Annotated in this window: 11 protein-coding genes; 3 read left to right on the forward strand and 8 right to left on the reverse strand. The window is 57.9% G+C overall.

The window, feature by feature from the left end; translation table 11 throughout:
- Window positions 1-113: 113 nt before the first annotated feature.
- The 3 genes from rpoD to rpsU all read right to left on the reverse strand — a co-directional run bounded on the left by rpoD (window position 114) and on the right by rpsU (window position 4,697).
- Window positions 114-1,964 (reverse strand): RNA polymerase sigma factor RpoD, encoded by a 1,851-nt coding sequence (rpoD, locus tag KGB23_RS12345; RefSeq protein WP_223431280.1) that lies wholly within the window; start codon window positions 1,962-1,964, stop codon window positions 114-116.
- Window positions 1,965-2,031: 67 nt separating this feature from the next.
- Window positions 2,032-3,999: a DNA primase gene (gene dnaG, locus KGB23_RS12350; protein ID WP_046045366.1), complete on the reverse strand. Its 1,968-nt coding sequence runs from the start codon at window positions 3,997-3,999 to the stop codon at window positions 2,032-2,034.
- A gap of 482 nt (window positions 4,000-4,481) precedes the next feature.
- The gene (gene rpsU / locus KGB23_RS12355) at window positions 4,482-4,697 is read right to left on the reverse strand and encodes a 30S ribosomal protein S21 (protein ID WP_002551877.1); all 216 of its coding nucleotides are present in this window, start codon (window positions 4,695-4,697) and stop codon (window positions 4,482-4,484) included.
- Between the two features lie 199 nt (window positions 4,698-4,896).
- Between rpsU and tsaD the strand changes: the two genes are divergently transcribed.
- On the forward strand, window positions 4,897-5,922 hold the full coding sequence (gene tsaD, locus KGB23_RS12360; protein WP_046045367.1) for a tRNA (adenosine(37)-N6)-threonylcarbamoyltransferase complex transferase subunit TsaD: 1,026 nt from the start codon (window positions 4,897-4,899) through the stop codon (window positions 5,920-5,922).
- 35 nt (window positions 5,923-5,957) lie between these two features.
- Here tsaD and plsY read toward each other — a convergent pair whose 3' ends face one another.
- Window positions 5,958-6,527: a glycerol-3-phosphate 1-O-acyltransferase PlsY gene (gene plsY / locus KGB23_RS12365; RefSeq protein WP_223431281.1), complete on the reverse strand. Its 570-nt coding sequence runs from the start codon at window positions 6,525-6,527 to the stop codon at window positions 5,958-5,960.
- A gap of 74 nt (window positions 6,528-6,601) precedes the next feature.
- Between plsY and folB the strand changes: the two genes are divergently transcribed.
- Both folB and folK read left to right on the forward strand, forming a co-directional pair.
- The gene (folB, locus tag KGB23_RS12370) at window positions 6,602-6,958 is read left to right on the forward strand and encodes a dihydroneopterin aldolase (protein WP_150658500.1); all 357 of its coding nucleotides are present in this window, start codon (window positions 6,602-6,604) and stop codon (window positions 6,956-6,958) included.
- The gene (gene folK, locus KGB23_RS12375; protein ID WP_223431282.1) at window positions 6,949-7,467 is read left to right on the forward strand and encodes a 2-amino-4-hydroxy-6-hydroxymethyldihydropteridine diphosphokinase; all 519 of its coding nucleotides are present in this window, start codon (window positions 6,949-6,951) and stop codon (window positions 7,465-7,467) included. The genes folB and folK overlap by 10 nt, the downstream gene beginning before the upstream one ends.
- Before the next feature lie 94 nt (window positions 7,468-7,561).
- On the opposite strand, the gene KGB23_RS12380 is transcribed toward folK, so the two are convergent.
- From KGB23_RS12380 to KGB23_RS12395, 4 genes are all read right to left on the reverse strand, one after another.
- A complete protein-coding gene (locus tag KGB23_RS12380) occupies window positions 7,562-8,791 on the reverse strand; it encodes a multifunctional CCA addition/repair protein (protein WP_223431283.1) in 1,230 nt (409 codons plus the stop codon).
- Between the two features lie 63 nt (window positions 8,792-8,854).
- The gene (locus KGB23_RS12385) at window positions 8,855-10,417 is read right to left on the reverse strand and encodes a SpoVR family protein (protein ID WP_046045370.1); all 1,563 of its coding nucleotides are present in this window, start codon (window positions 10,415-10,417) and stop codon (window positions 8,855-8,857) included.
- The gene (locus KGB23_RS12390; RefSeq protein WP_046045371.1) at window positions 10,414-11,685 is read right to left on the reverse strand and encodes a YeaH/YhbH family protein; all 1,272 of its coding nucleotides are present in this window, start codon (window positions 11,683-11,685) and stop codon (window positions 10,414-10,416) included. Before KGB23_RS12390 ends, KGB23_RS12385 begins: the two co-directional genes overlap by 4 nt.
- A 202-nt stretch (window positions 11,686-11,887) precedes the next feature.
- Window positions 11,888-13,810: a PrkA family serine protein kinase gene (locus KGB23_RS12395; RefSeq protein WP_033056218.1), complete on the reverse strand. Its 1,923-nt coding sequence runs from the start codon at window positions 13,808-13,810 to the stop codon at window positions 11,888-11,890.
- Window positions 13,811-13,868: the final 58 nt, after the last annotated feature.

A 13,868-nucleotide genomic window follows, 5' to 3' on the forward strand; every position in this document is an offset into this window, starting at 1 on the left:
GTTATGGCTCGGGGAATGTTTCGAGTGTAGACGGGCAATTCGGAGGGGGGGAGGTGCGGGGGATTTAATCTGTATAAAAGCAAAACCCCCGGCCTGGGCCGGGGGTTTTGTTATTACTCGTCGAGGAAGGAGCGCAAATGCTCGCTTCTCGTCGGGTGGCGCAGCTTGCGCAGCGCCTTGGCTTCGATCTGACGAATCCGTTCACGGGTCACGTCGAACTGCTTACCAACCTCCTCGAGGGTGTGGTCGGTATTCATGTCGATACCGAAGCGCATGCGTAGAACCTTGGCTTCACGGGCAGTGAGGCCGGACAGAACTTCGCGAGTCGCTTCTTTAAGGCTCTCAACAGTGGCGACATCGATTGGCGACTGCATGGTCGAGTCTTCGATGAAGTCACCCAGATGGGAGTCTTCGTCATCACCGATCGGGGTTTCCATGGAGATCGGCTCTTTAGCGATCTTCAATACCTTGCGGATTTTGTCCTCAGGCATTTCCATGCGTTCTCCCAGCTCTTCCGGGGTCGGTTCGCGACCCATTTCCTGCAACATCTGGCGGGAAATGCGGTTGAGCTTGTTGATCGTCTCGATCATGTGCACCGGAATACGGATGGTGCGGGCCTGGTCGGCGATCGAGCGAGTGATCGCCTGACGGATCCACCAGGTGGCATAAGTCGAGAACTTGTAGCCGCGGCGGTATTCGAACTTGTCTACCGCTTTCATCAAACCGATGTTGCCTTCCTGGATCAGATCGAGGAATTGCAGACCACGGTTGGTGTACTTCTTGGCGATGGAGATCACCAGACGCAAGTTCGCTTCTACCATCTCTTTCTTCGCGCGGCGGGCCTTGGCCTCACCGATCGACATGCGACGGTTGATGTCCTTGATCTCGGCGATCGTCAAACCGGTTTCGGTTTGCAGCGCGGTCAGCTTCTGCTGGCAACGAATGATGTCCGGTTGCAGGCGACCAATGGCTTCAGCGTATTTGCTTTTGCCTTTGGCCAGTGCGTCGGACCAGCTTTCGTCAACTTCGTTGCCCGGGAACTGGCGCAGGAAGTCGGCACGCGGCATGCGGGCATCACGAACGCAAAGTTGCATGATCGCGCGCTCTTGCTGACGCAGGCGATCCAGGGCACTGCGAACACGCTCGACCAGGCCTTCGAATTGCTTCGGAACCAGTTTGATCGGCATGAACAGCTCAGCCAGAAGCACCAGCTCGGCAATTGCCAGCTTGTTGCTACGACCGTGCTTTTTCAGCGCCTTGCGGGTGATTTCCATCTGATCGGAGACAGCGCCAAAGCGCTGAGCTGCGATGACCGGATCCGGACCGCTTTCGGCTTCTTCTTCGTCGTCGGTGCTGGCTTCAGCGTCGTCGTCGTCGGTGTCGTCGTCCGCTTTCACGGCTTTCGGGTCGACAGGCGGCGGCACTTCTGCAGCAGGCGGCGCAATGCCGTCGTCCGGGTCGATATAACCGCTCAGGACGTCGGACAGGCGGCCACCTTCGGTGGTGACGCGAGTGTATTCGGACAGAATGTGGTCAACCGTGCCAGGGAAGTGCGCAATTGCGCCCATCACTTCGCGGATGCCCTCTTCAATACGCTTGGCGATTTCAATTTCGCCTTCACGTGTGAGGAGCTCTACCGTACCCATTTCACGCATGTACATGCGCACTGGGTCGGTGGTGCGACCAATGTCGGTCTCGACCGCTGCCAACGCTGCTGCTGCCTCTTCGGCCGCGGCTTCGTCAGTATCGGCGTCGGCCAGCATAAGGGAATCCTTATCTGGCGCAACCTCGAATACGTTGATCCCCATGTCATTGATCATGCGGATGATGTCTTCCACCTGTTCCGGATCTGAAATATCCTCCGGCAGGTGGTCGTTGACCTCCGCGTAAGTCAGGTAACCCTGCTCACGACCAAGTGTGATCAACTCTTTGATACGAGACTGCTGTTGCGCTTTTCCGGACATAACACCCTATCCACTGAAGGTCTTGGCGGGCAAAAAACAAGCCGAGGATTATACCTGAGCTATGACCTCACGCGCCAGTTGAGGTCGGGCTTGTTGCGGAAACATTGCGACTTAATAGGTCGCGCAGTTGATTTTTCTCTTCGGTACTCAGTTCACTTTGACGTGCTTTTCTGAGAAGTTGTTCCAGGTTTCGCTCGCGTTGGCGGGCTGACAAGCTAGTAATGGTGTCGAAAAACTGTTGTTCAAGGTTATCTCCATCAATCAGCCATTCCTTTTCCGCCAGCGCCTTGAGCAAACGTCCTTGCTCCGTACCGTGCCAGCGTGCAATCAACTGAAATGAGTTTAGCTTGGGATTCTTCTGTACGGCTTCGAGAAGGGCCACCAGTAATTGCGTGTTGGTGTGATCCTCGGCAGCAAAGTGCCCGGCATCCTCGACTTTCTCGGCCAATTGCGGGTGATGCAATAGCGTACGCAAGGCGGCCAGGGTCGGCGGCTCTACAGCGGCCGGCACCCGTGGCGCGCGGGGTTGATCGTGATCACCACCGCGTTTGCCGTTTTTGTCCCACGGTTTTTTGTCCCATTTTTTGCCGCCTGCGCCGGGTTTCTTCGGCGTCCATTCCTGCTGCGGCACATACATCTCTTGCGCCTGCGGCTGATGGTAGTCGCTGTAATCCGGCATCGCGTCGTAGTCGATGCCTGGATCGTAAGCCGGTGGGGCTTCTTGAGGCGCGCTTTGCACCAGTTGGCTCACGGCTTCACCGCTAAGCCCGGTAATTTCGGTCAGGCGCTGACGCATCAGGATGCGCAGGTTCGCCCCCGGGACTTTGTCGATCAGCGGCGCGGCGAGGGTGGCCATGTGGGCCTTGCCTTCGAGCGAGCGTGGGTCCGATTCCTCGGTCAGCTGTTGAAAAAAATAATCCGCTAGTGGTTGGGCGTGCTGGTTGATCCGTGCACGGAAGGCATCAGTGCCTTCGGAGCGGACCAGCGTGTCCGGGTCTTCGCCTTCGGGGAGGAACAGAAAGCGTGCGCGCCGCCCGTCCTGCAGGCTCGGCAGCGCTGCCTCCAATGCCCGCCAGGCGGCATTTCGACCTGCCTGATCTCCGTCGAAACAGAACAGCACGTTGGGCACGACGCGAAACAGGCGCTTCAAGTGCTCTTCGCTGGTGGCGGTGCCCAGGGTCGCGACAGCATTGCGCAGGCCTTGCTGGGCGAGGGCGATAACATCCATGTAGCCTTCGACGACGATGATTTCGTCGAGGTTGCGGTTGTTCTTGCGTGCTTCATAAAGGCCGTAGAGTTCCTGGCCCTTATGGAATACCGGGGTTTCCGGTGAGTTCAGGTATTTCGGCTTGTCGTCGCCCAATACCCGGCCACCGAAGGCGATGATTCGCCCGCGGCTGTCGCGGATCGGGAACATTACGCGATCGCGGAAGCGGTCATAGCGTTTGCCGGTTTCGGCGTTCTCGATCAGCAGGCCGGCATCGATCATGGCTTTCTGTTGCAGGGTGTCGCTGCTCAAGTGCTTGAACAGGTTGTCCCAGCCGGGCGGGGCAAAGCCGAGGCCGAAGTCTCGGGCGATTTCGCCGGTCAGTCCGCGACCTTTCAAATAATCCACAGCCGCTTTCCGCGATGGATGGCTTTTCAGTGCCTGGCGGTAAAAATCGGCAGCCGCAGTGAGCAGCGGGTAAAGCGGCGAATCGGTCGGCTGCCGCGGTTTGTGCGGCCGTCCGCTTTCTTCGCGGGGGATTTCCATGCCAGCGGCTTTGGCCAGTTCTTCGACAGCCTGGACGAAATCCAGATTGTCGTGGTCCATCATGAAGCCGAGGGCGTTGCCGCCAGCGCCGCAGCCAAAGCAATAATAGAACTGCTTGTCGGGGCTGACGCTGAAGGAAGGGGTTTTCTCTTTGTGAAACGGGCAGCAGGCGGTGTAATTCTTGCCGGCCTTTTTCATTTGCAGGCGCGAGCTGACCACATCGACGATGTCGGTGCGGTTCAGAAGGTCGTCAATGAAGCTCTGGGGAATTAGCCCGGCCATGGCGTTCTCGTCATCTGCGCTGCAATGAATCCGAAACGAAGAGCGGCTGAGCGCGGGTCGTTGTTTGAGGCGCGCAAAATGTGCGGCTCGACCAGTGTCGTCTGCGTAATCGCTGTCGGGAAGTGTATCTGCCGAAAATCCACTGACGTTAGTACCAATCAGTATTCGACTATTTGAAAGTGTTGCGCTGAATCCGGCTGCGGCCTGTCGATGGCCTCGGATAGCTCATAAGCTGGCACGCAAGAAGGTGCCTTGGGCTGATCGTCGTGAGAGGAATCAGTGGGTGTGCTCGTCAGTAGCCTTGGAAGGCTCGTCAGAAAAGACGTGCACCGCTGGCAAAAGAGCCAGGTCTGACGCTGTGAAGCAGATTTGTCTCGGTCGCGTCTGCGGCTTTGACGGTGAAGCATCAAGCGTTTTCCGCAAATGCCATTAGCCCGGCTGAGGGCCGGGCTTGGCAGAAGCTTGCTACGGACGTCTGTGTATTAGTACAGACGAACGGCGCGGCGCTGTTCGCGCTGAACTTTCTTGGCGTGACGCTTAACAGCGGCTGCTGCTTTGCGCTTACGCTCAGAAGTAGGCTTCTCGTAGAATTCGCGGCTACGAACTTCAGCCAGTACACCGGCTTTTTCGCAGGAGCGCTTGAAACGACGCAGAGCTACGTCGAAGGGTTCGTTCTCTTTTACTTTGACGGCTGGCATCCAGAGCTACCTTCATTCATTACCGGGGTCAACATCCTCGTGGCAAAAGAGCACTTGAAGACGTCGGTTTTTAAGGGTTGCGGATGTTAACCCCTCATCGACCGGAATGCAAAGCCTCTGATCGAAAACCGCTAGTCGGGGCATCCCGTGGCGACTATTATGCGCGCCTTCGAATTCAGCCTAAACAAGGCGCAAACCCATGCTAGTACTGGGATTAGAAACCTCCTGCGACGAAACCGGTGTCGCATTATATGACAGTGAACGCGGCCTGCTGGCCGACGCGCTGTTCAGCCAGATCGACCTGCACCGCGCCTATGGCGGGGTCGTGCCGGAGCTGGCCTCGCGTGACCACGTCAAGCGCATGCTGCCCTTGATTCGTCAGGTGTTGGCCGAAGCTGACTGTGTGCCAACCGAAATCGACGCCATCGCCTACACCGCGGGTCCTGGCCTGGTCGGTGCCTTGTTGGTGGGCGCTTCCTGTGCTCAGGCGCTGGCCTTCGCCTGGGGTATTCCGGCGCTGGGTGTGCACCACATGGAAGGTCACTTGCTGGCGCCGATGCTGGAGTCGCAACCGCCCGAATTCCCGTTCGTCGCTTTGTTGGTGTCTGGCGGTCATACGCAGCTGGTTCAGGTCGACGGGATCGGTCAATACACGCTCTTGGGCGAAACTCTCGACGATGCCGCCGGTGAGGCTTTTGACAAGACCGCGAAGATGATGGGTCTCAATTATCCGGGTGGCCCGGAAATCGCGCGCCTGGCAGAGCAAGGGGTTGCAGGACGTTTCACGTTCCCGCGCCCGATGTGCGACCGTCCGGGCCTGGCTTTCAGTTTCAGTGGCTTGAAAACCTTCGCCCTGAACACCTGGCAGCAGAGTGTCAGCGCCGGGGACGACAGCGAGCAAGCCCGTTGCGACATCTCGCTGGCGTTCCAGCAGGCCGTGGTGGAGACTTTGACCATCAAGTGCAAGCGTGCCCTGAAACAGGCCGGTATGAAGCGTCTGGTGATCGCTGGCGGCGTCAGCGCCAACAAGGCACTGCGTACTTCACTGGAGAAAATGCTCGGGGACATGAAGGGCGATGTGTTTTACGCCCGTCCGGAGTTCTGTACCGACAATGGCGCGATGATCGCGTTTGCCGGCTGCCAGCGCTTACAGGCCGGTCAGCATGAAAGCCTGGCGATCAGCGTGCAGGCGCGTTGGCCGATGGAGCAATTGTCGGCGCTGTGATGATGTGCGGGATGAGCGGCGCTCATGCCCGGTATTTAAAAATGCCGTTCGCGCCCGGCAAACAGGTCGCGTAGATTGCCCCGATGGCGCCAGACGATCAGCCCCGTGAGTGCGCTCATGGGCAGCAATGCCGCCGGTTCTTGCCAGGCCAGTAGCGGCAGGGTCAGCGGTGTGGCGATCAAGGCTGCCAGTGAGCTGGTGCGAGTCAGGTAGAACGTCAGCAGCCAGGCGCAGACTGCCAGCAGTGCGGCGGGCGGGTAGAGCCCCAGCAGCATGCCGGCGGAGGTGGCGACACCCTTGCCGCCGCGGAAACGAAAGTACAGCGGGAACAGGTGACCGATGACGGCACAGACGCCGATCCAGGCCTGCTCCTGAAGCGAAAGGCCCGCAACGCCGGCGATAAGTACGGGCAGCAGGCCTTTGAAGAGGTCCCCGGTCAAGGTCAGGACGGCGAGTTTTTTGCCGGCCAGGCGCAACATGTTGGTGGCACCGGCATTGCCCGAGCCACTCATTCGCGGATCGGGGTTACCGGTCAGGCGGCTGAGCAAAATGGCGAAGGACAGAGAGCCGAGCAGGTAGGCGAGGGTCGCCAGTAACCAAAACATGCTAACTATTCCGGGCGAGGACGCCCTGATTCTAACGGCGCATTGCGCCCTTGTCGTGCAGCGGAGAAAAGTGCTTGGACAGAGTGTTTATCGAGGGCCTGGAAGTCGACACCGTGATTGGTGCCTACGATTGGGAGCGAGGCATCCGACAGTGCTTGCGTCTTGATCTGAGCTTCGCCTGGGACAATCGTCCGGCCGCCGCCGGTGATGACCTGACGCTGGCGCTCGATTACGCCAGTGTGTCGTCGCGTATCCAGGCTTTTGCCGAGCAGGCGCAGTTCCAGCTGGTCGAGACCTTCGCCGAGCGTCTGGCTGAAGTGCTGATGAGCGAATTCAGCATCACCTGGATGCGCCTCAAGCTGACCAAGCCAGGTGCCATCCCGGCTGCCACAGGTGGTGTGGGCGTGGAGATCGAGCGCGGATGTCGCTGACTCAGGTGTTTCTCGGGCTCGGTAGCAATATCGAGCGCGAATCCCATTTGCAGGCTGGCCTGGAAGCCCTGACAGGTTTTCTGGTGGATATACGCTGCTCGGCGGTGTTCGAAAGCCAGCCGGTGGGGATCAAGAGCGGGCCGTTCTTCAATTTTGTGGTGTCGGCATTTACCGATTTGCCGCTGATGGAACTGGATCGCCGGCTGAAATTCATCGAGGCGGACAATGGCCGTTATGCGCCGGACCGCAAAGGTTTGCCGCTGGATATCGACGTTTTGCTGTTCGGTGATCTGGTGGGCAACTTCGATGGCTTGATCCTGCCGCGGGCAGAAATTCTGAAAAACGCCTTTGTGCTGTGGCCGTTGTCGCTGATCGCACCGGATCGCGTGCATCCGGGTGTAGGCAAGAGCTTTGCCGTGTTGTGGCGCGAGGCGCAGATTGATCAGGTGTTGGCACCGGTGGCGTTTGAGTGGCGCGGTGAGCAGTTGACCCCTTCAGAATTGTTGTGATGCTGATGACGCCTTCGCGAGCAAGCCCGCTCCCACATTTGATTTGTGTACGACGCAGATTCAATGTGGGAGCGGGCTTGCTCGCGAAGCTTTTTCAGGCGGACGCCGCCTCTTTGTAAGTCTTCAATGCCTTGAGCCGCTCTCGCTTGATCGCCTCACCCAGCTCCGGTCCTTTGAATCCGTTCTCCAGCAATGGCTGGACCGCCACGGTCCGAGCAGCATTCGCCGCTCCCCGCAAATAATCCGCTTGTGGATAACTTCGCTGCTCCAGCCCTTTGCGTCCGCGCGCGTCCATCTCGCACGCCGCGATAAATTCCTCGAACCGCTGCGGCCGACGGTAAACGTCAAAACTTTGCAGCAACTCCAGCAGCGTCGACGGCTTCAGCTCCAGGGCGCGATGGCCGTGGGTGTGATATTTGCCCACCAGTAGTGCCAGCTCCTGACAGTCCTTCGGCGCCTTGAAGCGTTCGTTGACCGCTTTGATCAGCTTCAAGCCCTTGTGCTCATGAGCAATGTGTCGCGGCCACTCCTCCTCGGGCGTCAGTCCCTTGCCGAGGTCATGCAGCAGACAGGCCCAGCGCACTGTGAGTGGTTGTTTGTGCCGTGCCGCTTGCTCCAGCACGCTCAAAGTGTGCACGCCCGTGTCGATTTCCGGGTGGTGGGCTTCCGGTTGCGGTACGCCAAACAGGGCATCGACTTCCGGCATCAATACCTTGAGAGCGCCACACTCTCGCAGCACCTCGATGAACACCTGTGGCTGATCTTCCATCAGGGCGCGGGAAATTTCCTTCCAGCTGCGTTCAGCGGTCAAGGCTTCAAGTTCACCTGATTCACTGAGTTGGCGCATCAGGTCCAGTGTCTCCGGCGCGACGGTGAAACCCAGCCCCGCATAACGAGCAGCGAAGCGAGCAACACGCAGAACCCGGAGCGGATCTTCGGCGAACGCGGGGGAAACGTGACGAAGCAAGCGCGCCTCGAGATCGCGCTGGCCGTGGTAAGGATCGGTCAGGTTCTGCTGATCGTCTTCGGCCATGGCATTGATGGTCAGGTCACGACGGATCAGGTCTTCTTCGAGGGTGACTTCGGGGCTGGCGTGAAAGGTAAAGCCGCCGTAACCGCGTCCGCTTTTGCGCTCGGTCCGGGCGAGGGCGTATTCCTCACCGCTTTTGGGGTGAAGAAAAACCGGGAAATCCGCACCCACCGGGCGAAAACCCTTGGCGAGCATTTCTTCAGTGGTGGCGCCAACCACAACCCAGTCGATGTCTGTGACAGGCTTGCCTAGCAGGCGATCGCGTACCGCGCCGCCGACTTTATAAATCTGCATAAAAAACCTCCGTTAGCCCGACAGAATAACCTTTGCGTCGAACCTCCGGAGGCACAAACAGGATCAAAGATGGATGACAGCCAGGTCCAGCCGGCCGTAGTCCCCTTCGCTGTGTTCACCTCTGGGCGGAACATGATGGGTTTTCATCACCTGGTCCCCTTGCAGGGTTTCCAGATGAATATCGAAGCCCCAGAGTCGGTGCAGGTGTTTGAGCACTTCCTCGGTGGACTCGCCCAGCGGTTTGCGGTCGTGTTGCTGGTGACGCAAGGTCAGCGAGCGGTCACCACGCCGGTCGATGCTGTAGATCTGCACGTTGGGTTCACGATTACCGAGGTTGTACTGCGCCGCCAGGGTTTCACGGATGATGCGGTAGCCACCTTCGTCATGAATGGCCGGGACCAGCAGATCGTCCTTCTGATCGTCATCAAGAATGCTGAACAGCTTCAGATCACGGATCACCTGGGGTGACAGGTACTGCAGGATGAAGCTTTCATCCTTGAAGCTGCTCATGGCGAACTTGATGCTCGACAGCCAGTCGGTGCCGGCAATCTCAGGGAACCAGCGGTAGTCCTCTTCGGTCGGGTGTTCACACATGCGGCGAATGTCCCGGTACATGGCAAAGCCGAGGGTGTAGGGGTTGATGCCATTGTAGTAGGGGCTGTCGAAGCCAGGTTGATAGACCACGCTGGTGTGGGACGTCAAAAACTCCATCATGAACCCGTCGGTCACCAGGCCTTCGTCATACAGGTCGTTCATCAGGGTGTAATGCCAGAACGTGGCCCACCCCTCGTTCATCACCTGAGTCTGACGTTGCGGGTAGAAATACTGAGCGATCTTGCGCACGATCCGCACGATTTCCCGCTGCCATGGCTCCAGCAGTGGTGCGTGTTTTTCGATGAAGTAGAGGATATTTTCCTGAGGTTCGGCGGGGAAGCGCGCGTTGTCCTTGTCACTGTACTTGTCCGCACCTTTTGGAATGGTCCGCCACAGATCGTTGATCTGTTTCTGCAAATGCTCTTCCCGATCCTTTTGCCGGCGACGTTCTTCTTCGGCGGAAATCGGATAGGGGCGTTTGTAGCGATCGACCCCATAGTTCATCAGGGCGTGGCAGGAATCCAGCAGGTCCTCGACCGCGTCGATACCGTGGCGCTCTTCGCACTGCATGATGTATTGCTTGGCGAAGACCAGGTAATCGATGATCGAGCTGGCGTCAGTCCAGGTGCGGAACAGGTAGTTGCCTTTGAAAAAGCTGTTATGCCCGTAGCAGGCATGGGCGACGACCAACGCCTGCATGCAGATGGTGTTTTCTTCCATCAAATAGGCGATGCACGGGTCCGAGTTGATCACGATCTCGTACGCCAGCCCCATCTGGCCGCGAGAGTAGGATTTTTCGGTACTGAGGAAGTGTTTGCCGTAGGACCAATGGTGATAACCCAGCGGCATGCCGACGGAGGCGTAGGCGTCCATCATCTGCTCGGCGGTGATCACTTCGATCTGGTTAGGGTAAGTATCGAGCGCGTAGCGAGCCGCCAGACGACTGATTTCTTTGTCGTAGGCCTGAATCAGCTCGAACGTCCATTCGGAGCCGGTGGAAATGGGTTGGCGCTTCTGCTCTTTGGCGGTCATGTCACTAACCTGCGCTGGAAGAGTTCACGGAAGACCGGATAGATATCGCCGGCCGAGACCAGTTGTTGCTGGGCAAAAGTGTCTGAGAAGGCTTCGGCGATGCGTTCGTACTCGAACCACAGGGCCTGATGTTCGCGCGGGGTGATCTCAACGTAAGTGTAGTACTGCACGAACGGCATGATCTGGTTGATCAGAATGTCGCGGCAGATTGGCGAGTCGTCGTTCCAGTTATCGCCGTCGGAGGCCTGGGCGGCATAGATGTTCCATTCATTGCTCGGATAGCGTTCGGCCATGATTTCCTGCATCAGTTTCAAGGCGCTGGAAACGATGGTGCCGCCGGTTTCGCGAGAATAGAAAAACTCTTCCTCATCCACTTCCCGGGCGCTGGTGTGATGGCGGATGAACACGACGTCGATCTTGTCGTAGTTACGCTTGAGAAACAGGTACAGCAGGATAAAGAAACGCTTGGCGATGTCCTTGGTCGCTTGGGTCATGGAGCCGGACACGTCCATCAGGCAGAACATCACCGCTTTGGAACTGGGGTTGGGTTGTTTGATGAGCAAGTTGTACTTGAGGTCGAAGGTATCGAGGAACGGTATGCGATGAATCCGCGCACTGAGTTTTTCGATTTCTGCTTCGATTTTCTGAATATCGCCGAAGTTGTCTGGCTCTTCCTGCTTCAGGCGCAGAAGTTCTTCTTTGGCTTCGCGTAATTTTGCCCGGCTGCTGCCAGACAGGGCGATTCGCCGTGCATGGGCCGAGCGCAAGGTGCGGATGATGTTGATCCGCGACGGATTGCCCTCGTTACTGATCCCGGCACGAACGGTCTTGAAGGTGTCGGTACCGGTCAGGTTGCGCTTGACCAGGTTCGGCAGCTCAAGGTCCTCGAACATGAATTCGAGGAATTCCTCCTGAGTGATCTGAAAGACGAATTCGTCCATCCCTTCGCCTGAGTTGCCGGCCTTGCCGGGGCCTCTGCCACCGCCACCTCCGGGCGGGCGGGCAATGTGCTCGCCGCTGGTGAATTCCTTGTTGCCCGGGTGCACGACGGTCTGCTTGCCACCGCGACCGTGGTGAAGCACCGGCTCGTCAATGTCGCGACCGGGGATGCTGATCTGTTCGCCGTGCTCCATATCGGTAATGGAGCGCCGACTGACCGCCTCTTCGACAGCCTTTTTGATGTGATCACGGTAACGCCGCAGAAACCGCTGACGGTTCACCGTGCTCTTGTTCTTGCCATTGAGACGTCGGTCGATCACATAGCTCATGACTGCTCCTTAGAAGCTGTCCTGAAAGGGGCGAGCGGTTATGCAGCATCGACCGAGCCAAGGGATGTTCACACTCCCCCAAGCGCTTTTGGACGCTGCCTGAACCTCGCTACCGACTTTCGAACACCTTCCAGAGGTCTGTGTAACAGAAAATGCGTACACAGGCCTCTGGCTGACGACAACCGGTCTGACCGGCAGCGGGTTATTGTGATTTTCTGACCCGCAGGTACCACTCGGACAGCAGTCGAACCTGTTTGTCGGTGTAGCCCCGCTCGACCATCCGTGTGACGAAGTCGTTGTGCTTCTGCTGGTCCTCTTTGCTGGCCTTGGCGTTGAAGCTGATGACGGGCAGGAGGTCCTCGGTGTTGGAGAACATTTTCTTCTCGATGACCACCCGCAGTTTTTCGTAGCTGAGCCAGGTCGGGTTCTTGCCGTTGTTATTGGCCCGGGCGCGCAGTACGAAGTTGACGATTTCGTTGCGGAAATCCTTCGGATTGCTGATGCCGGCCGGTTTTTCGATTTTCTCCAGTTCTTCGTTCAGCGCTACGCGGTTGAGGATCTCGCCGGTTTCCGGGTCGCGGTATTCCTGGTCCTGGATCCAGAAGTCGGCGTACAGCACATAGCGATCGAAGATGTTCTGGCCGTACTCGCTGTAAGACTCGAGGTAGGCGGTCTGGATTTCCTTGCCGATGAACTCGATATAACGCGGTGCAAGGTACTCCTTGAGGAAGCGGAGATAGCGTTCGCGGGTTTCCGCCTGGAATTGTTCCTGTTCGATCTGTTGTTCCAGCACGTAAAGCAAGTGCACCGGGTTGGCGGCGATTTCGTGCGGATCGAAGTTGAACACTTTCGACAGGATCTTGAACGCGAAGCGGGTCGACAGGCCGTTCATGCCTTCGTCGACACCCGCGTTGTCGCGGTATTCCTGGATCGACTTGGCCTTCGGATCGGTGTCCTTGAGGTTTTCGCCGTCATACACGCGCATCTTGGAGTAGATGTTGGAGTTTTCCGGCTCTTTCAGTCGCGAGAGTACGGTGAACTGGGCAAGCATCTTCAGGGTGTCAGGCGCGCAGTGAGCCTTGGCCAGGGAACTGTTGAACAAGAGCTTGTCGTAGATCTTCACTTCGTCGCTGACCCGCAGGCAGTACGGCACTTTGACGATGTAGATCCGGTCGATGAAGGCTTCGTTGTTCTTGTTGTTGCGGAAGGTGTGCCATTCCGATTCGTTGGAGTGGGCCAGCAGGATCCCGGTAAACGGAATCGCCCCCAGACCTTCGGTACTGTTGTAGTTGCCTTCCTGAGTGGCGGTCAGCAGTGGGTGCAGCACCTTGATCGGTGCCTTGAACATTTCAACGAATTCCATCAGGCCCTGGTTGGCCCGGCACAGTGCGCCCGAGTAGCTGTAGGCGTCGGCGTCGTTCTGCGGGAATTCTTCGAGTTTGCGGATATCGACCTTGCCCACCAGCGCCGAGATGTCCTGGTTGTTTTCATCTCCCGGCTCGGTTTTGGCCACGGCGATCTGGTTGAGGATCGACGGATAGAGCTTCACCACACGGAACTGGCTGATGTCGCCGCCGAATTCGGCCAGGCGTTTGGTAGCCCATGGCGACATGATGGTGTTGAGGTAGCGCCGTGGAATGCCGAAGTCTTCCTCGAGGATCGCGCCATCTTCGGTGGCGTTGAACAGACCCAGAGGCGACTCGAATACCGGCGAGCCCTTGATCGCGTAGAAGGGCACTTTTTCGATCAGTTGTTTCAGCTTTTCGGCCAGGGACGATTTACCGCCACCCACAGGGCCGAGCAGATAAAGAATCTGTTTCTTCTCTTCCAGGCCCTGAGCGGCATGGCGGAAATACGACACGATCTGGTCGATGCATTCTTCCATCCCGTGGAAGTCTTCAAAGGCCGGATAGCGGCGGATTACCTTGTTGGAAAAGATTCGCGACAGCCTCGAGTTGGCCGAGGTGTCGAGAAGCTCCGGTTCACCGATGGCCAGTAACAGACGCTCGGCGGCGGAGGCGTAGGCGCTGCGGTCGCTTTTGCACAGCTCAAGATACTCTTGCAGCGAGAGTTCTTCCTGGCGTGTGGACTCGAAGCGTTGTTGGAAGTGGCTAAAGATACTCATGACGTCACCTCGCTCGATACGTGGAGCCGACGCCGGATCATTCAGTCGATGCTGGCAG

The sequence above is a fragment of the Pseudomonas sp. GL-B-26 genome (assembly GCF_019947405.1).
GTDB lineage: Bacteria > Pseudomonadota > Gammaproteobacteria > Pseudomonadales > Pseudomonadaceae > Aquipseudomonas.

What these genes read in the sequence shown, in the direction of transcription:
- KGB23_RS12380 (WP_223431283.1), bottom strand. Translation starts at nt 8,791, where the DNA reads ATGCAGATTTATAAAGTCGGCGGCGCGGTACGCGATCGCCTGCTAGGC.
- rpoD (WP_223431280.1), bottom strand. Translation starts at nt 1,964, where the DNA reads ATGTCCGGAAAAGCGCAACAGCAGTCTCGTATCAAAGAGTTGATCACA.
- plsY (WP_223431281.1), bottom strand. Translation starts at nt 6,527, where the DNA reads ATGTTTTGGTTACTGGCGACCCTCGCCTACCTGCTCGGCTCTCTGTCC.
- KGB23_RS12390 (WP_046045371.1), bottom strand. Translation starts at nt 11,685, where the DNA reads ATGAGCTATGTGATCGACCGACGTCTCAATGGCAAGAACAAGAGCACG.
- rpsU (WP_002551877.1), bottom strand. Translation starts at nt 4,697, where the DNA reads ATGCCAGCCGTCAAAGTAAAAGAGAACGAACCCTTCGACGTAGCTCTG.
- tsaD (WP_046045367.1), top strand. Translation starts at nt 4,897, where the DNA reads ATGCTAGTACTGGGATTAGAAACCTCCTGCGACGAAACCGGTGTCGCA.
- dnaG (WP_046045366.1), bottom strand. Translation starts at nt 3,999, where the DNA reads ATGGCCGGGCTAATTCCCCAGAGCTTCATTGACGACCTTCTGAACCGC.
- KGB23_RS12395 (WP_033056218.1), bottom strand. Translation starts at nt 13,810, where the DNA reads ATGAGTATCTTTAGCCACTTCCAACAACGCTTCGAGTCCACACGCCAG.
- KGB23_RS12385 (WP_046045370.1), bottom strand. Translation starts at nt 10,417, where the DNA reads ATGACCGCCAAAGAGCAGAAGCGCCAACCCATTTCCACCGGCTCCGAA.
- folK (WP_223431282.1), top strand. Translation starts at nt 6,949, where the DNA reads ATGTCGCTGACTCAGGTGTTTCTCGGGCTCGGTAGCAATATCGAGCGC.